At 74.5% G+C, this 16,442-nt stretch carries 15 protein-coding genes; 4 read left to right on the top strand and 11 right to left on the bottom strand.

Features of this window, described 5'->3' with window-relative positions:
* On the top strand, positions 1-1,335 hold the full coding sequence (locus CSPHI_RS02290; RefSeq protein WP_075691318.1) for a PLP-dependent transferase: 1,335 nt from the start codon (positions 1-3) through the stop codon (positions 1,333-1,335).
* Here the strand turns inward: CSPHI_RS02290 and CSPHI_RS02285 are convergent.
* Complete coding sequence (locus CSPHI_RS02285) at positions 1,332-2,372, bottom strand: esterase/lipase family protein (protein ID WP_075691317.1); 1,041 nt, start codon at positions 2,370-2,372, stop codon at positions 1,332-1,334. The genes CSPHI_RS02290 and CSPHI_RS02285 overlap by 4 nt on opposite strands.
* A gap of 58 nt (positions 2,373-2,430) precedes the next feature.
* Here CSPHI_RS02285 and metX point away from each other — a divergent pair, with 58 nt between their 5' ends.
* Complete coding sequence (gene metX, locus CSPHI_RS02280; protein WP_075691316.1) at positions 2,431-3,546, top strand: homoserine O-acetyltransferase MetX; 1,116 nt, start codon at positions 2,431-2,433, stop codon at positions 3,544-3,546.
* An 80-nt stretch (positions 3,547-3,626) separates the two neighbouring features.
* Here metX and CSPHI_RS02275 read toward each other — a convergent pair whose 3' ends face one another.
* From CSPHI_RS02275 to CSPHI_RS02265, 3 genes are all read right to left on the bottom strand, one after another.
* A complete protein-coding gene (locus CSPHI_RS02275; protein WP_075691315.1) occupies positions 3,627-3,986 on the bottom strand; it encodes a DUF3017 domain-containing protein in 360 nt (119 codons plus the stop codon).
* Positions 3,987-3,996: 10 nt separating this feature from the next.
* Positions 3,997-4,851: a bifunctional methylenetetrahydrofolate dehydrogenase/methenyltetrahydrofolate cyclohydrolase gene (locus CSPHI_RS02270; protein ID WP_075691314.1), complete on the bottom strand. Its 855-nt coding sequence runs from the start codon at positions 4,849-4,851 to the stop codon at positions 3,997-3,999.
* A gap of 469 nt (positions 4,852-5,320) precedes the next feature.
* A complete protein-coding gene (locus tag CSPHI_RS02265; RefSeq protein ID WP_084210193.1) occupies positions 5,321-5,824 on the bottom strand; it encodes a tRNA (cytidine(34)-2'-O)-methyltransferase in 504 nt (167 codons plus the stop codon).
* Positions 5,825-5,857: 33 nt separating this feature from the next.
* Between CSPHI_RS02265 and CSPHI_RS02260 the strand changes: the two genes are divergently transcribed.
* Positions 5,858-7,678, top strand: coding sequence for an alpha/beta hydrolase family protein (locus tag CSPHI_RS02260; RefSeq protein WP_075691313.1), 1,821 nt, complete (start codon positions 5,858-5,860; stop codon positions 7,676-7,678).
* A gap of 4 nt (positions 7,679-7,682) precedes the next feature.
* Here the strand turns inward: CSPHI_RS02260 and CSPHI_RS02255 are convergent, their stop codons facing one another.
* The 6 genes from CSPHI_RS02255 to CSPHI_RS02230 all read right to left on the bottom strand — a co-directional run bounded on the left by CSPHI_RS02255 (position 7,683) and on the right by CSPHI_RS02230 (position 12,958).
* Positions 7,683-8,600 (bottom strand): metal ABC transporter permease, encoded by a 918-nt coding sequence (locus tag CSPHI_RS02255; RefSeq protein ID WP_075691312.1) that lies wholly within the window; start codon positions 8,598-8,600, stop codon positions 7,683-7,685.
* On the bottom strand, positions 8,597-9,460 hold the full coding sequence (locus CSPHI_RS02250; protein ID WP_245803370.1) for a metal ABC transporter permease: 864 nt from the start codon (positions 9,458-9,460) through the stop codon (positions 8,597-8,599). The genes CSPHI_RS02255 and CSPHI_RS02250 overlap by 4 nt, the downstream gene beginning before the upstream one ends.
* 34 nt (positions 9,461-9,494) lie before the next feature.
* Positions 9,495-10,337, bottom strand: coding sequence for a metal ABC transporter ATP-binding protein (locus CSPHI_RS02245; RefSeq protein ID WP_084210192.1), 843 nt, complete (start codon positions 10,335-10,337; stop codon positions 9,495-9,497).
* A gap of 165 nt (positions 10,338-10,502) precedes the next feature.
* Entirely contained in the window at positions 10,503-11,684 is a 1,182-nt protein-coding gene (locus CSPHI_RS02240; RefSeq protein ID WP_075691311.1) for a metal ABC transporter substrate-binding protein, read from the bottom strand.
* Positions 11,685-11,826: 142 nt separating this feature from the next.
* Positions 11,827-12,519, bottom strand: coding sequence for a CPBP family intramembrane glutamic endopeptidase (locus CSPHI_RS02235; RefSeq protein WP_075691310.1), 693 nt, complete (start codon positions 12,517-12,519; stop codon positions 11,827-11,829).
* Positions 12,520-12,592: 73 nt separating this feature from the next.
* Positions 12,593-12,958, bottom strand: coding sequence for a phosphoheptose isomerase family protein (locus CSPHI_RS02230; RefSeq protein WP_075691309.1), 366 nt, complete (start codon positions 12,956-12,958; stop codon positions 12,593-12,595).
* On the opposite strand from CSPHI_RS02230, the gene CSPHI_RS02225 reads away from it, so the two are divergent.
* Positions 12,921-13,124, top strand: a complete 204-nt coding sequence (locus CSPHI_RS02225) for a DeoR/GlpR family DNA-binding transcription regulator (protein ID WP_157118456.1) — start codon at positions 12,921-12,923, stop codon at positions 13,122-13,124. The genes CSPHI_RS02230 and CSPHI_RS02225 overlap by 38 nt on opposite strands.
* On the opposite strand, the gene CSPHI_RS02220 is transcribed toward CSPHI_RS02225, so the two are convergent.
* Positions 13,125-16,292 (bottom strand): error-prone DNA polymerase, encoded by a 3,168-nt coding sequence (locus tag CSPHI_RS02220; protein WP_075691307.1) that lies wholly within the window; start codon positions 16,290-16,292, stop codon positions 13,125-13,127.
* Between the last annotated feature and the right edge of the window lie 150 nt (positions 16,293-16,442).

Below are 16,442 nucleotides of genomic sequence, written 5' to 3'. Positions count from 1 at the left end.
ATGACCACCCGATACGACAATTCCGAGGCGGCCGCGTGGGGCTTCGGCACCCGCGCGATCCACGCCGGCCAGCCCGTGGACTCCGACCACGGCTCCCGCAACCTGCCGATCCACATGTCCACCGCGTACGTCTTCGACGACTGCCGCACCGGCGCGGCCCGGTTCGACCTCTCCGAACCGGGCTACATCTACACCCGGCTGAACAACCCCACCGTCGCCGCGGTGGAGGAGCGCTTCCTGGCCCTGGAGGGCGGGGCGCACGCGGTGCTCTTCGCCTCCGGGATGGCCGCGGAGACCGCCGCGATCCTCAACCTGGCCCGGGCCGGGGACCATGTCGTGGCCTCGCCGCGGCTCTACGGCGGCACCGACACCCTGTTCTCGGTGACCCTGCCCCGGATGGGCGTCTCCGTCGGCTACGTCGCCGACCCCGACGACCCGGAGTCCTGGGCGGCGGCGGTGCGCCCGAACACCCGGGCCTTCTTCGCCGAGTCGATCGCCAACCCGCAGGCCGACGTGCTCGACGTGCCGATGGTCGCCGAGGTCGCGCATGCGCACCGGGTGCCGCTCATCGTGGACAACACCATCCCCACCGCCTGGGGGATGCGCCCGCTGGAGCTGGGCGCGGACATCGTGATCGCCTCGACCACGAAGTTCTACACCGGCAACGGCTCCGCCCTGGGCGGCATCCTGGTCGACGGCGGCGGCTTCGACTGGTCCGCCACCCGCGAGGGCGAGCCGGTGTTCCCCGACTTCGTCACCCCGGACCCGGCCTACCACGGGCTGCGCTACGCCGATTTCGGCGAGGCCGCCTACGGGCTCAAGGCCCGGGTGGGCCTGCTGCGCGACACCGGGGCGGCGCCGAGCCCCTTCAACGCCTGGCTCATCGCCCAGGGCCTGGACACCCTGCCGCTGCGGATGCGCCGGCACAACGACAGCGCCCAGGTCGTCGCCGAGCACCTCGCCGCGCACCCGAAGGTCGCCCGGGTCGCCTACCCGGGCCTGCCCGACTCGCCCTGGTACGGGGTCAAGGAGCGGCTCGGCCTGCCCGGGGCGGGCGCGGTGCTCGCCTTCGATCTCGCCGGCGCCGGGGACGCGGCGGCGGACCGGGAGCGCGCCTGGGCCTTCATCGACGCGCTGAAGCTGCACTCCAACGTGGCCAACATCGGCGACGTGCGCTCCCTGGTGGTGCATCCGGCCTCGACCACGCACTCCCAGTGCAGCCCGGAGCAGAACGCCGGGGCCGGGGTCACCCAGGCCACCATCCGGCTCTCGGTGGGCCTGGAGGAGGTCGAGGACATCATCGCCGACCTGGACGGGGCCTTCGCCGCGATCTAGGCCGCCCCGGAGGAGCCGAAGAGGTCCCAGGCCGGCACCGGGTCGACCAGGTCGTCCTCGTCCACCGCCCAGTCACCCGCGCAGGCCGGCGGGGCCTGTTCCCCGGGCCCCCGCTCCAGGCCCCACACCAGCAGCGACACCGCCGCCGGGTCGATGGTCATCCGGTCATGCGGGATCTCCCGGGCCACTCCCCCGCAGGCGGCGTGCACCTCCAGGTTGACCAGGTCCACGCCCGGGGCGGCCTCGAGGAAGCCCGACTCCGGCGGGGTCACCGTGGTGTCGTCGGCGGTGACCAGCACCGTGTACCGGATCGGCGCCACCGTGTCCGGAAGGCGGTCCAGTTCGGCGGTGAAACCGGAGCGGTCCAGCTGCTGCAGCGCCGCAGTGCCGGTGACCAGGGCCGCGGCCTCGGGCACCGGGCCGAACATGGACCACAGCAGCGCGGACATGCCCCGCATATCGGTGCCGTGCTGGGAACCGGCGGCGACCACCATCCGGGACACCCGCCCCGCCCCGCCGAGCTCGTTGACGTAGTACTTCAGCAGCGCCCCGGCCTGGGAGTGGCCGACCACCGCCACCCGGGGCGCCCCGGTGGCCGCGCGCACCTCCTCGATGAAGGCGGCGACCTCCCCGGCGGCGGCGCGGATGTCGCCGTTGCCGTGCACCCAGGGCCGCAGCGGGGCGCCCAGCGCGCTCACCGGCTCCCGGCCGAAGTTCGTGGTCCACACGCAGTGCCCGCGCCCGCGCAGCGCATCGGCGAGATAGGCCCAGCGGGCCTGGTTGGACCAGGTGCCGTGCAGCAGCACCACCGGCTCCGGATGCGCCGGGTCGGGCACGCAGGCCGGGTCGTTGACCCCCGGCGGGGGCGCGGCGGCGCGCAGCGCCGGGTCATCGGGGTTGCCCGGCACCCGGCCCAGGGCCGCCGGGTCGGCCGGGTCCAGGTGCACGGTGGCCGCGGCGGCGGGGGCCGCCGGGGCCAGGACGAGGGTGAGCGCCGCGGCCAGGGCCGCGGCGGCGCGTCGATGCGGCCGGTTCATGTGCCCAGCATAATCGGCCCCCGCCCGCCGCGGCTGCGGACCGAGTAGTCTAGTCCGCATGCACCCCGCTCAGCTGCCCCCGGAGGGCCGGCCCGGCTCCGTCGCCGTCGGCGACGTGGTCACCGAGGCCGGCGCCGTCATCGCCGACGTCACGGTCGCCTTCGAGCGCTGGGGCCGGCTCAACGCGGAACGGGACAACGTGATCCTGCTGGAGCACGCCCTCACCGGGGACGCGCACGCCTGCGGCCCGGCCGGGGAGGATCACCCCACCCCCGGCTGGTGGAACGGCATGATCGGCTCCGGCCGGGCCCTGGACACCGACCGGTACTGCATCATCTGCACCAACGTGATCGGCGGCTGCCGGGGCACCACCGGGCCCGGCTCCCCGCACCCCGACGGCGGCGCCTGGGGCTCCCGCTTCCCGGCGATCTCGGTGCGCGACACGGTCACCGTGGAGCGCGCCGCGCTGCGCGCCCTGGGCGTGACCCGGCTGGCGGCGGTGATCGGCGGCTCCCTCGGCGGGGCCCGGGCCCTGGAATGGTCCCTGATGCACCCCGAGGAGGTGGACCGGGCCCTGGTGCTGTGCGTCGGCGCCCGGGCCAGCGCCTGGCAGATCGGCATCCAGTCCGCCCAGATCCAGTTCATCGAATCCGACCCGGACTGGCTGGGCGGGGACTACCACGGCACCGGGCGCACCCCGGACCGGGGCCTGGGCTTCGCCCGCCGGGTGGCCCACCTGACCTACCGGGGCGAACTCGAGCTCGACGACCGCTTCGGCGCCGCCGCCCAGCCCGGGGAGGACCCGCTGGGCCCGATGCGCACCGCGGACCGCTTCCAGGTGGAGAGCTACCTCGACCACCAGGCGGACAAGCTCGCCGCCCGCTTCGACGCGGGCAGCTACGTCACCCTCACCGACACCCTGAACCGGCACGACATCGGCCGCGGCCGCGGCGGGCTGAACGACGCCCTGGCCGCCTCCACGGTGCCCACCATGGTCGCCGGGGTGGACACCGACATCCTCTACCCCTTCCACCAGCAGGAGCACCTGGCCCGCAACCTGGGCAACTGCCTGGGGCTGCGCCGGATCGACTCGCCCACCGGCCATGACGGCTTCCTCACCGAATTCGACCAGGTGGAGGACATCGTGCTGGAGTTCCTCGACGCCGGGCGATGAGCGCCCCGGCATTCGGCCGGATCGCCTCCCGGGAACCTCGGGGATCCCGATGCCGCGGCGGCGGCCGCGGCGCTCGCCGGCTAGCTGCCCAGGGCGTCCACGCTGGCGGCGAGGAAGACCATCGACCCGCCGAGGAAGAGCCCGAAGACCAGGTCGAAGGTGCGCGAGCGCACCGAGAACACCCCGATCATGGAATCCGGCAGGTACTGGCGCAGCAGCGCCAAGTACATCATGGTCAGCCCGAGGGTGAAGGTGGCCCGCCGCCAGCGCTCCAGGCCGAGGAACACCCCGAAGGCGCCGAAGCCGGCGCAGAGCAGGCCGATCAGCGCCAGCTGGATCCGCCGGTCCCAGTGCGCGCCGCGGGCGCGCGGGGGGCTGTGCGGGTTGGCCAGCGGGTCCGGCAGCTCCCCCGGGTCCGCGCGGCGGGCGATCTCCCTCATCCGGATCGGCTCAGATCCCGGCGAGCCGTTCGGCGCGCTCGACGACGTTGCGCACCAGGAAGGCCCGGGTCAGCGGGCCCACCCCGCCCGGGTTCGGGGACACGTGCCCGGCGACCTCCCACACCCCGGGGTGCACGTCCCCGGCGAGCTTGCCCTCGACCCGGGAGACGCCCACGTCGAGCACCGCCGCGCCCTCCTTGACCATGTCCGGGGTGAGCATATGCGGCACCCCCGCCGCCGCGATCACGACATCCGCGGCGCGGGTCTCCGCGGCCAGGTCCCGGGTGCCGGTGTGGCAGAGGGTGACCGTGGCGTTCTCGCTGCGCCGGGTGAGCATCAGCCCGATCGGGCGGCCCACGGTGACCCCGCGGCCGATCACGCACACCTTCGCCCCGGCCAGCTCCACCCCGTAGCGGCGCAGCAGGTGGATGCACCCGTTCGGGGTGCACGGCAGCGGGGCGGGCTCGTTGAGCACCAGCTTGCCCAGGTTCACCGGGTGCAGGCCGTCGGCGTCCTTGTCCGGGTCGATGAGGCCCAGGATCCGGTTCTCGTCGAGGTGGCCGGGCAGCGGCAGCTGCACGATGTAGCCGGTGCACCCCGGATCCGCGTTGAGCTCGGCGATGACCTGCTCCAGCTCCTCCTGGGTGGTCTCCGCCGGCAGGTCCCGGCGGATGGAGCGGATGCCGACCTGCTCGCAGTCGCGGTGCTTCATCTTCACGTAGGAGTGGCTGCCCGGGTCATCGCCGACCAGCACGGTGGCCAGGCCCGGGGTCACCCCCGCCTCGGCCAGCTTCGCCACGCGGGCGGCGAGATCCTCGAAGATCTCGCCTCGGTACAGGTTGCCGTCCAGCTTCGTCGCGGTCATGGCCCCCAGTATGTCAGGTGGCGCACCCGCCCCGGGCCGGGACGGGCCCGCCCCGGCACTCGGCCACGGCGTCCCGGAAGGCCACTGGAAACCTACTGGAAAGCCCCTTTCCACTGGATCACCCCTCGTGACCAGGCGCTTTTCCGCTACTGGAAAGCTACTGGAAAATTTTCCAGTAGCCCCACCGGCACACCCCGCACCGCAAAGGCCGACCGCCCGGACCCCGGCCCCCACCGGCGGACCCCGGGTGACCAGGCGCGTTCCCGGCACCGGGGCGCCGTCGGGGGCTCCCCCGGACACCCCGGGGCATCACGGCGGCGGCACGCCCACCGCACCCCCTCGGGACCACTGGAAACCTACTGGAAAGCCTCTTTCCACTGGGGCACCCCATGTGACCAGGTGCTTTTCCGGTACTGGAAAGCTACTGGAAAATTTTCCAGTAGCCCCACCGACCCCGGAGGCGCGCCGCTCACACCCCGCCCGGGAAACCCAGCTGCCGCCACGCCTCGTAGGCGGCCACCGCCGCGGAGTTGGACAGGTTCATCGACCGCCGGCCGGGCAGCATCGGGATCCGCACCTGCCCGATGATTCGGGGATCGGCCAGGGTCGCCTCGTCCAGCCCGGTGGTCTCGGTGCCGAAGAGCAGCACGTCCCCCTCCCGGTAGGCGATGTCGACGTGCCGGGTGCCCGCGGTGGTGGTGAAGGCGAACACCCGGGCCGCCGGATCCGCCGCCAGGATCGCCGACAGCGCCTCGTCCAGGCCGGCGTGCACCCGCACCTCGGCGAGATCGTGGTAGTCCAGCCCGGCGCGGCGCAGGTGCCGGTCGGCCAGATCGAAGCCCAGCGGCCCGGCCAGGTGCAGCATGGCGCCCACCCCGGCACACATCCGGATCGCGTTGCCGGTGTTCGGCGGGATGCGCGGGCGGTCGAAGACGATGTGCAGCGGGGGCGGGGCGGCGGGCGGGATCGGCACCGTCCCAGGATACGGCCCCTAGAATCGCCGGGTATGCGCCAGACCTACGGTTCCTCCCTCGCCCCCGACGGCGGGTCCATCGCCTACCTGGTCCGCGACGGCGGCTACCCGCGGGCGGTGGTGGCCCGGCTCGGCGCGGACGGGGTGTCCGCGGAGCGGGCGATCCCGCTGCCGGTGGACGGTCCGGTGACCCGGCTGGCCCATTCCCCGGACGGGGCGTGGCTGGCCTGCGAGGTCGCCCCGCGCGGCTCGGAGCGGCTGGAGACCTGGCTGGTGTCCACCTGCGCCGGGGCGGGCCCGGCCCGGCAGCTGCGGATGGAGGGCGATGTGCGCGCCTCCCTGGTCACCTGGGACGGGGCGACCGTGGCGATGGACGTGGTCACCGGGGCGGCGGTGGCCGAGGCCCGGCTGGTGGACCCGGCCACCGGGGGCGCCCGGGTGCTGGACCGGCGCACCGACGCCCGGCTGGTGGACGCGCATTTGGGGCACGCCCTGATGCGGGTGGGCCCGCGCGGCTCCCGGGAGCTGCTGCTGGTCAGCCCGGACGGGCGCTGGCTGCCGCTGCTGCCCCCGGATCCGGGGGCGATGACCGAGGAGGGGGTGATCCTGCCCGGCGCCCCGGACGAGGATCTGGCGGTGCTGCTGATCACCGACCATGGCGGGGATCGGCGCCGGGTGCTGCGGGTGGGGGTGCGCGGGGAGGCCACCGAGGTGGTGGAGCTGCTCGCCGCCGCGGACGCCGACGTCGACGAGCTGGCGGTGAGCGAGGACGGCGGCGCGGCGGCGGTGCTGTGGAACACCGGCGGGGTGTCCTCCCTGGAGGTGCTCACCCTGGGCGCCCGGCAGTCGGTGCGCGCCCGGCGCGGGGTGGAGCTGGCCGGGATGGTCGCCGCGGGACTGTCCATCAGCGCCGACGGCTCGGTGCTGGCGGTGACCGTGGAGGGCCCCGGGCTGCCCCCGGCGGTGGAGGTGCTGCGCACCGGCTCCGGGCGGCTGGAGCCGCTGGACCCGGACCGCTCCGCCGGGCTGGTGCGCCTCTCCCGGGCCGACGACGCCCCGGAGCTGGTGCGCTTCACCGCCCGGGACGGCCTGGAGCTCTCCGGCTGGGTGTACCACGACGAACGCGGCGACGAGGGGCCGCGGCCGACCTACATCCACCTGCACGGCGGCCCGGAGCGGCAGGCCCGGCCCGGCCACCACGACATCCTGGCCACCCTGGTGGACTCCGGGATCACCGTGTTCACGCCGAATATCCGGGGCTCCTCGGGGGCGGGCCGGGCCTTCCAGCACGCCGACGACCGCTACGGCCGCTTCGCCGCGATCAAGGACGTGGTCGATGCCGCGGCCTTCCTGGTCGACGCGGGCATCGCCGATCCCCGCCGGCTGGCGGTGGGCGGGCGCAGCTACGGCGGCTACCTGGCGCTGCTCGCCGCGGCCCTGGAGCCGGGGATCTTCCGGGCGGTGGTGGACGCCTGCGGGATGACCAGCTTCGCCAGCTACTTCGAGTCCACGGAGCCGTGGCTGGCCTCGGCGGCGTACCCGAAGTACGGCTACCCGATGCACGACGCGGAGCTGCTGGAGGCGATCTCCCCGCTCACCCACGCCCCGGATCTGCGGGCCCCGGTGCTGTTCATCCACGGCGCCGCCGACGGCGCGGTGCCGCCGGCGGAGTCGGATCGGATGCGCCGGGCGCTGCTGGAGCTGGGCCGCACCGCGGAGCTGCTGCTGCTGCCCGACGAGGGCCACCAGTTCGTCAAACCGCGCTCCCGGCGCCGGATCGCCGGGGAGCTGCTGCGCTTCCTCGGCGAGCACGGGATGCTCGCCGAGGCGGCGCGGCTGCGCCGCTTCGACTGAGCGGCTAGACCCGCGCCGCCTCCTCGGCCGGCTGCTCGGCCGCCACCCCGGGGCGGCGGGCCGGCAGCAGCTTGCGCAGCCCCGCCACGGCCACGTAGAACACCCCGGCGACCAGGGCGATCATGCCGCCGGAGGACATGCCCAGGATCACGCCGAGCCACAGCCCGGTCACCGAGATGAGCATCCCCGCGACGGGGGCGAGCAGCACCAGGGTGCGCCAGGAGCGCAGCATCGGGGCCAGCGCCGCCGCGGGGGCGGCGATGAGCGCCACCGGCAGGATGGTGCCCACCGCGGGGATGAGCACCACCACGGCGGCGACGATGAGCACCAGGATCACCCCGGAGGCGGCGCCGCCGGACATGCCGGTGGCCCGGTAGCCGGAGCCGTCGAAGGCGTAGAACACCAGCCGGCGCCCGGCCACGGCGGTGACCAGCACGGCGAGCGCCAGCACCACCCCCGCCGAGATCACGTCGGTGCGGTTGACGCTGAGGATGGACCCGGCCAGGAAGCCCTCGATCTTCAGCGGCAGCGGCTGGAACCACTTCGCCAGGAAGTAGCCGAGGGCGAAGCCGAGGGTGAGCACGATCCCCGCCGCGGCCTGGGAGGACTGGCCGGGCACCTTGGCGATGAGGTGCATCAGCCAGGCCATCGGCAGGCAGGCCAGGGCGGCGCCGACGAAGAGGCTCAGCGAGAGCACGGTGTGCCGATCGCCGACCCCGGCGAGCAGGTGCCCGGCGGCGACCACCCCGAGCACCGCCCCGGGGAAGGTGGCGTGGGTGACCGATTCGGTGAAGAAGATCCGCTGGTTGAGCACGGCCAGGCAGCCGACCAGGCCGCCGAGCGCGCCGATCAGGATCGCCTCGGCCAGCGGCAGCCCGAGGATGGTCCAGATCCCGACGCTGAAATCGGTGTCCGGGGTCATGCCGGCGCCCCCTTCCGGCGCAGCCAGGCCCCGATGGGCAGCAGCACCACGTAGACGGCGATCACGGCCAGCGCCACCGCGGCCTGCGGGGACACCGGCCGCGGGGTGTCCGCGGTCATCGCGAGCATGCCCAGGTAGCCGCCGGCGACGCCCACCGCGATGGCGATCGGGATCATCACCCCGATCCGGTTGGCGATGAGCCGGCCGGCGGCGCCCGGCACCACCAGGTAGCCGACCACGAGCAGCACGCCCACCGCGGAGGAGGAGGCCACCACCACCGCGGCGATCGCGGCGTTGGCGAGGAAGTCCACCAGGGTGCCGTTGACGCCCAGGGCCTGCGCCCCGTCCCGGTCGAAGGCCCGGAAGACCTGCACCCGCCAGGATGCGGCGATCACCGCCAGGGCGACCAGGCAGACCAGGATGGACTCCACCAGCCGGCGGTCGGAGACCTCCAGCAGGCGGCCGAACATGAGCGCCTCCAGCTGGCCGGACATGTCGCCCTTCCACAGGCTGAGCACGATGCCGAAGGAGAAGAAGCTGGTGAGCACCACGGCGGTACCGGCCTCGTTGACGCCATGCGCCCGGCCCAGGGCGGTCAGCGCCACGGCCACGATGACCGCGACGATCGCCGCCCCGGGCACGATCTTCTCGATCCCGCCGTAGACGGCGCCGGCGACGATGCCGGGGAAGACCGAGTGCACCATCGCCTCGGCGTTGAACTCCATGCAGCGCAGGTTGACGATCACCCCGACCAGGCCGGCGGCCACGCCGAGGAACATGAGCATGACGAAGGGGCGGAACAGGAACGGGGCCCCGGCCACGGTCTGCAGCCCGGGTACGTCGGCGAGCAGCAGGCGCAGCCCGTCGATGCCCGCCATGAGGGGATCGACGACGCTATCCGGCATGCGGCTCCTCCTCCAGGCCGGTGCCGATGAGCGCGTCCGCGCTGCGCCCGCCGTAGGCCTCGGCGACCAGCTCGGGGACCAGCACCTCCGCCCGCGGCCCGAAGCCGATCTGGCGGTTGGCCAGCAGCAGCACCTTCTCGCAGGTCTCGTTGGCCAGGCCGATGTCGTGGGTGGACACCACCACCGCCACGCCCTCGGCCTTCAGGGAGCGGATGATCCCGACCAGGGCGATCCGGTTGGGCTCGTCGAGGCCGTTGAAGGGCTCGTCGAGGAGGATCAGCTCGGGTTCGGCGACGATGGAGCGGGCGACCAGCACCCGCTGCTTCTGCCCGCCGGAGAGGTCCCCGAAGCGCATCGAGGCCCGGGAGGCCATGTCCACCCGCTCCAGGGCGGCGGTGACCCGGCGGCGCCGGGCGGCGCCGAGGGGCTTCAGCCACCCGGTCTCCGCGATGAGGCCCATCTCCACCACCTGGCGCACCGTGATCGGGAAGGTGGGGTCGAGATCGGCGATCTGCGGCACGTAGCCGATGGCGCCCTTGCGCACCTTGCCGACCTCCCGGCCGAGCACCCGCATCTCCCCGGTGACGGTGACGGTGCGCAGCACCCCGCGCAGCAGGGTGGTCTTGCCGGAGCCGTTGGGGCCGATGAGGGCCAGCGCCTCGCCGCGCTGCACGGTGCCGGTGACCCCGGCGAGGGCGGGCGGGCCGCCGTAGCTGAAGGCGGCGTCGTCGAAGACGAGGGCGGGGCCGGCGTCGGCGGCGCCCCGGCGGGGGCGGCGGGTGGTGTCGTCGGTGGTGGGGATGGCTGCGCTTCCTTGACGTGTGTAGAACATCGCGATGTCCTGTGTTCCTTCGGTGGGTGGGGCCCCGCACCCGGGGTGAAAGCGGTTTTCGTTTCCGTTTGCCCCCGGACGCGCCCGCGGCCCCGGGGCGCGCGGGGCGCGCTCCGGGGCCGGGGGCGGCGGGGGCGTGGCGCCCCCGCCCGCGGCGGGTGCCGGCTAGGCGACGTCGGAGTCCCGGATCGACTCGGGCAGCTCCGCGATGGTGCCGCCCCAGGCGTTGGCCAGGGCCTTGACGTTGTGGATGATCGACTTGATGTAGGTCTCGCCCTCGGAGCCCTCCGGGCCCAGGGAGTCGCCGTACATCGCGTCATCGCCGATGATGGCCTTCACCCCGGCGGCGCGGGCGATGGCCTCGATGGACTTGGAGTTGTTGGAGTTCTCGGCGAACAGCGCCACCGCCCCGGACTCCTTGACCTGCTCGGCCGCCTCCCGGATGTGGTCGGCGGTGGCGTCCTGCTGGGCGGAGAAGTCCGACAGCGCGGTGCCGATGAAGTCGATGTCGTAGCGGTTGGAGAAGTAGCCGAAGGCGTCATGGGAGGTGAACAGCACCCGGTTCCCCTCCGGCACCGACTCCAGGGTCTCCTTCGCCCAGGCGTCCAGATCGTCGAGCTCGTCCTCGTAGCGGTCCACGTGCCGGTCGAAGAGCTCCGCGTTGTCCGGGGCGATCTTCTTCAGCGCCTCGCCGATGTTGTGCACCTGCACCTTGGCGAAGGCCGGGGAGGTCCACACATGCGGGTCGAAGCGGAACTCCGGGGCCTCGCCCGGGTTCGGCGGCGGGAAGGGCCACGGCTCCACGTCGACCTTCTCGTCGCCGCGGTAGACCTCGTAGGGCAGCTCCGCCTCGATGGACTCCTGCTTCTCCGGGTCATCGACCTCCACCGAGGACAGCACCCCGGAGGTCACGCCCATGATCCCGCTGAAACCGGAGGACTCCACCGCGGAGTCGAGGAAGTTCTCCAGGTCCACCCCGGAGACCAGGAACAGGTCCGCGTCGGAGAGCGCCTGCATCTGCTGCGGGGTCATCTCGTGCTCGTGGGCGGAGGCGTTCGGCGCGAGCAGGCAGGTCAGCTCCAGGGAGGTGGCCGCATCCGCCGGATCCGCGCCGGCGGTGGACACGTCGCCCTCGGAGTCGTGCTTGGTGAAGGCGAGCTCGGCGTCGGCGGACTCGTCGACCGCGATCTGGGTGACGTAGTCGCAGATCTGCGTGGTGGTCGCGACCACGGTCACCGCATCATCGCCGGCGGGTCCGGCGGCGGCGCCGTCATCGCCGGAGCAGGCGCCCAGCGCCAGGGCGAGCGCGGCCGTGGCCGCGAAGGCAGCCGTTCGGGTGTTCTTCACAAAATCCCCTTACCTGCGCATTCACGCATTCATTGTGCCTTACCGAAATCTTTTTTCATTGCGACCCTAGCGCAATGTTGGTCGCCACGTAAAACCGGATCCGCACCCCGCCGACAACCGGGGAAAACGCGCCGCTTCCGGCTCAGCCGAGGGCCAGGATCGCCGCCACCACGATGGTGTTGTTGAACATGTGCAGCGCCAACGGGGCCCACAGCGAGCGCTGCACCCGGGCGAGCACCGCGGTGGCCACGCCGAGCGCGCCGATGATGAGCACCGCCTCCGGCAGCACATGGGCCGCGCCGAAGACCGCCGCGGAGGCGGCCACCGCGACCCCCACCCCCCACCGCCGCTCCAGCCAGCCGTAGAGCAGCCGGCGGAACACGATCTCCTCCAGCGCCGGGATCACGAGGGTCATCAGCAGCACCAGCGAGACCAGCGCCGCGGGCTCGCCCACCGCCGTGCGCACCGCCTCGGCATCGGCCTCCGCCGGGCCCGGCGGCCGCGGCCCGAGCAGCGCCTGCGCCAGCGGGGCCGCGACCAGCATCATCGCCACCCAGGCCAGGGGCACCTGCCAGAGCAGCCGCCAGGGCCGGCGCGGGGCGGTGAAGCCCAGGTCCGCGGCGGTGAACCCGCGCAGCCGCAGCGCCAGCCAGACCAGCAGCACCTGCAGCGCCCCGCCGGCGGGCACCAGCCAGGCCCCGGCGCCGGCGTGCACCAGCAGCAGCCCCAGGCCGACCATGGCCGCCCCCGCGGCGAGGAAGGCGACCAGGCCGGCGGCCACGTCGCCGCCGCGCACGGGTCGGGCGAAGGTGGGCTGCTCCGGGGGCGCGAACATCACCCCACGGTAGCGCCGCGCCCCGCCGGCCGCGCGCCGCGGCCGGCGGGGCGCCGCCGGCGGGGTCCCCCGATCAGAGGTAGAAGATGCGGTCCGCGTTGGCCGCCATGTGCCGGGCGTTCCACTCCTTGCCGCCGTCGAGGTTGGCGGCGAGGAACACCGGCGGCTCGATGCCCCGGCCGGCGAGCTCGTCGATGATCGCCGCGGACAGCGAGTGCAGGATCGCGGTGGAGGTCACCCCGGAGGCGGGGGTGAACCTCTGCGGCAGGCCCTCCCGGGAGAGCACCGCGTCACCGGGGTCGACGTGGTTGTCCAGCAGGATGTCGGCGTGGTCGAGCAGCTTGGTGCCGTCGGGCACCCGGGAGCCCACCGCGTCGGTGTACTTCCGGGAGGTCAGCCCGATGACCAGGATGCCGCGGGCGCGGGCCTCCCGGGCCACCCGTGCGGTGATCGTCGCCGACTCCACCAAGTTCGGCCGCCGCTCCTTCTCCTCGGTCGGCGGGGTGGACGTGCTGGACACGATCATCACCGACGACGGGCTCAGCGAGGAGTGGCGGGCCGCCCTGGAGGCCCGCGGCTACCGGCTCCTCATCGCCGAGGCCTGATCAGCGGAAGTCCCGGCTGCGCCCGGCGATCACGGGCGAGTCGGTGAGCTCGCGCAGCGGGGTAAGCCGGTCGGCGACCACGGTCACCGCCCCGGAGGCGTTCCGCGCCCGGCCGCGCACCGCCAGCGCCCGCTCCACGGTGCCCACCGCGCGGAAGCGCCGCCACAGCCCCGGGGAGCACAGCACGTTGACCAGCCCGGTCTCGTCCTCCAGGCAGAGGAAGACCACCCCGCCGGCGGTGCCCGGGCGCTGCCGGTGGGTCACCGCCCCGGCGACCAGCACCCGGGCCCCGTCGGCGAGATCCGGCAGCCCCGCGGCGGGGGTCACCCCGGCGGCGGCCAGCTCGGCGCGCAACGCGGCCAGCGGATGCTCCCCCGGGGTGACCCCGGTGCCGGCGAGATCCGCGGCAGCCAACTCGAAACCGCTCATCCCGGGCAGCGCCGGGGCGTCCGCCGCGGTGAGCCCGGGCAGCATCCCGGCGTGCTCGGTGGCCGCCACCCCGGCCGCCCACAGCGCCCGGCGCCGGTCCAGGCCCAGGCAGTCCAGCGCCCCGGCCCGGGCCAGCGCCTCCACCGCGGCCACGCCGAGATCGGCCCGGCGCGCCAGATCCGCGACATCGCGGAAGGCGCCGCCGTCCTCCCGGGCGGCGACCACCCGCCACGCGGCGGCCTCGCCGAGGCCGCGCACCGAGCCCAGGCCGAGCCGGATCCGCCCGCCCGGGCAGTCCGGGGCGACGCCCGAGTCGTTGACGCTGACCCCATCGCAGCCCACCCCGTGCCGGCGGGCGTCGGCGACCAGGGTCTGCGGGGAGTAGAAGCCCATCGGCTGGGCGCGCAGCAGCGCCACGCAGAACTCCGCCGGGTAGTGCAGCTTGAACCAGGCGGAGAAGTACACCAGGGAGGCGAAGGACTGGGCGTGGGATTCGGGGAAGCCGTAGGCGGCGAAGGCGACGATCTTCTCCCAGAGCCGGTCCGCGGCCGCGCTCGTGATCCCGTTGGCGCTGGCCAGCCCCTCGTGGAAGCGGTCCCGCAGCGCGGCCATCGCCGCCGCGGAGCGCTTGGCGCCCATCGCCCGGCGCAGCGCATCGGCCTCGGCTCCGGTGAACCCGGCCGCGTCGACGGCGATCTGCATCAGCTGCTCCTGGAACAGCGGGATGCCCAGGGTCTTGCCCAGGGCGCGCTCCAGCACCGGATGCTCGTAGGCCACCGGCTCCTCCCCATTGCGGCGGCGCAGGTAGGGGTGCACGCTGCCGCCCTGGATCGGCCCGGGCCGGATCAGCGCCACCTGCACCACCAGGTCGAAGAAGCGCCGCGGGCGCAGCCGGGGCAGGGTGGCCAGCTGGGCCCGGGACTCCACCTGGAACACCCCGATCGCGTCGGCCCGGCAGAGCATGTCGTAGACCGCGGGTTCGGCGACGTCGATGGCGTGCAGATCCACCCGGCGGCCGTGGTGCTCGGCGACCAGGTCGATGCAGTGGTGCAGCGCCTCGAGCATGCCCAGGCCGAGCAGATCGAACTTCACCAGCCCGGCGGCGGCGCAGTCGTCCTTGTCCCACTGCACCACGGAGCGGTCCCGCATCCGCGCCCACTCCACCGGCACCACATCGGACACCGGCCGATCGCAGATCACCATGCCCCCGGAGTGGATGCCCAGGTGCCGGGGGCTGCCGCGCAGCCCCTCGGCGAGCTCGGCGACCGCCGCGGGCGGTTCCGCGCGGCCGTGCACCCAGGCGTCCACCAGGCCCGGCGGATGCCCCAGGGCGCGGGCGGCGTCGCGCAGCGCGCCGCGCCGGCGGTAGGTGATCACGTTGGCCACCTGGGCGGCGTTGTCCCGGCCGTAGCGGCGGTAGACGTACTGGATGACCTCCTCGCGGCGCCCGGACTCGATGTCCAGGTCGATGTCCGGGGGCCCGTCGCGCTCCGGGGAGAGGAAGCGCTCGAAGAGCAGCCCGGCGGCGACCGGGTCGACGTTGGTGATGCCCAGGGCGAAGCAGACCGCGGAATTCGCCGCGGAGCCGCGGCCCTGGGCGAGGATGCCCTCCCGGCGGCAGAAGGCGACGATGTCATGCACGATCAGGAAGTACCCGGGGAAGCCCAGGTCGGCGATCACCGCCAGCTCCCGGTCGATCTGGGCCAGCGCCGCCGGGTCGCCCCGGTAGCGGCGGGCCGCCCCGGCCAGGGTCAGCTCGCGCAGCACCTCCGCCTCGTCCCGGCCGTCCGGATCCGCCCAGGCCGGCAGCCGGGGGGCGATGAGATCGAGGGTGAAGGCGCATTCCGCGGCGACCTCGGCGGTGGCCGCGGCCACCCCGGGCAGCCGCGCGGCGGCCGCGGCCAGCTCCGCCGGGGAGCGCAGCCAGCTCCCCCCGGCCGGCGGCAGCCGGGCGATGTGCTCGTCGAGGCTCTCCCGGGCGCGCAGCGCCGCCTTCGCCCCGGCCACCCGCGCCTGGCCGGGGCCGGCGGCGGTGGCCGCGGAGCAGAGCACCCGGCGCAGCCCCAGCCGGTCCGCGGCGGCGGCGAGGGCGGCGTCGGCGTCCGCGGCCTCGGGGGTCAGCGTGAGCCGGTGCTCGCAGGCGACGTGCTCGGCGCCGAAGGCGTCGACCAGCTCCCCGAGGCGGGGCAGCCAGGCGGCGTCGGCGAGCACCTGCCAGTGCCCGCCGGCGGCGGCGGCCAGCTCCGCCGGCGGCGGATAGGCCACCACGTCCTTGTCCCGATCCGCCAGATGCGCCGCGGTGAGCGCCCGGCTGAGCCGCCGGTAGCCCTCCGGGCCGCGGGCGAGCACGGTCAGCGGGGCATGCGGCAGGCCCAGTTCGGCGCCGATCACGGTGGCCAGGCCCGCCTCGGCGGCGGCCTCGGCGAAGCGGGGCACCCCGTAGAGGCCGTCCCGGTCGGCGATGCCCAGGGTGGTCAGGCCCAGCCGGACCGCCTCGGCGACCAGCAGCTCCGGCTCCGAGGCGCCGATCAGGAAGGACCGGGAGCTGCGGCAGTGCAGCTCCACCGGCAGCCCCCGCCCCGCCCCGGCCGGGGGCGGGGCCGGGGCCGGCGCGGGCGCGGGCGCGGGCGCGCGCATCCCGTTGACGCCCCAGCCGGGCTCGATCCGCCCGGCGGGGGCGCCGGAGAGGATCCGCTCGATCCGCGACCAGGGCAGGGCGCGGGGGGTGTCGTCGCTCATGCCCGGCAGGCTACCGCCGCCCCGGACCGCCGGGCAAACGCATGTTCGATTAACGTCGCGGTTTCGCGTGGCCGGGCCGCGCTGCTACTGTGGGAACCCGAAAGAGACAGCTCGGTCTACTAACGGCGCCGGGCGCACCGACCTGAAGGA

It is taken from the genome of Corynebacterium sphenisci DSM 44792 (genome assembly GCF_001941505.1).
Taxonomy (GTDB): Bacteria; Actinomycetota; Actinomycetes; order Mycobacteriales; family Mycobacteriaceae; genus Corynebacterium; species Corynebacterium sphenisci.
The sequence above is the reverse complement of the archived record's forward strand: the minus strand, read 5'-3'. Positions and strand labels throughout refer to the sequence as shown.

Excerpts from the sequence above, each read along its gene's own strand:
- CSPHI_RS02270 (WP_075691314.1), bottom strand. The coding sequence starts at position 4,851 with ATGACCGCGACGAAGCTGGACGGCAACCTGTACCGAGGCGAGATCTTC.
- CSPHI_RS02245 (WP_084210192.1), bottom strand. The coding sequence starts at position 10,337 with ATGTTCTACACACGTCAAGGAAGCGCAGCCATCCCCACCACCGACGAC.
- CSPHI_RS02275 (WP_075691315.1), bottom strand. The coding sequence starts at position 3,986 with ATGAGGGAGATCGCCCGCCGCGCGGACCCGGGGGAGCTGCCGGACCCG.
- CSPHI_RS02235 (WP_075691310.1), bottom strand. The coding sequence starts at position 12,519 with ATGTTCGCGCCCCCGGAGCAGCCCACCTTCGCCCGACCCGTGCGCGGC.
- CSPHI_RS02290 (WP_075691318.1), top strand. The coding sequence starts at position 1 with ATGACCACCCGATACGACAATTCCGAGGCGGCCGCGTGGGGCTTCGGC.
- metX (WP_075691316.1), top strand. The coding sequence starts at position 2,431 with ATGCACCCCGCTCAGCTGCCCCCGGAGGGCCGGCCCGGCTCCGTCGCC.
- CSPHI_RS02260 (WP_075691313.1), top strand. The coding sequence starts at position 5,858 with ATGCGCCAGACCTACGGTTCCTCCCTCGCCCCCGACGGCGGGTCCATC.
- CSPHI_RS02255 (WP_075691312.1), bottom strand. The coding sequence starts at position 8,600 with ATGACCCCGGACACCGATTTCAGCGTCGGGATCTGGACCATCCTCGGG.
- CSPHI_RS02225 (WP_157118456.1), top strand. The coding sequence starts at position 12,921 with ATGACCAGGATGCCGCGGGCGCGGGCCTCCCGGGCCACCCGTGCGGTG.
- CSPHI_RS02285 (WP_075691317.1), bottom strand. The coding sequence starts at position 2,372 with ATGAACCGGCCGCATCGACGCGCCGCCGCGGCCCTGGCCGCGGCGCTC.
- CSPHI_RS02220 (WP_075691307.1), bottom strand. The coding sequence starts at position 16,292 with ATGAGCGACGACACCCCCCGCGCCCTGCCCTGGTCGCGGATCGAGCGG.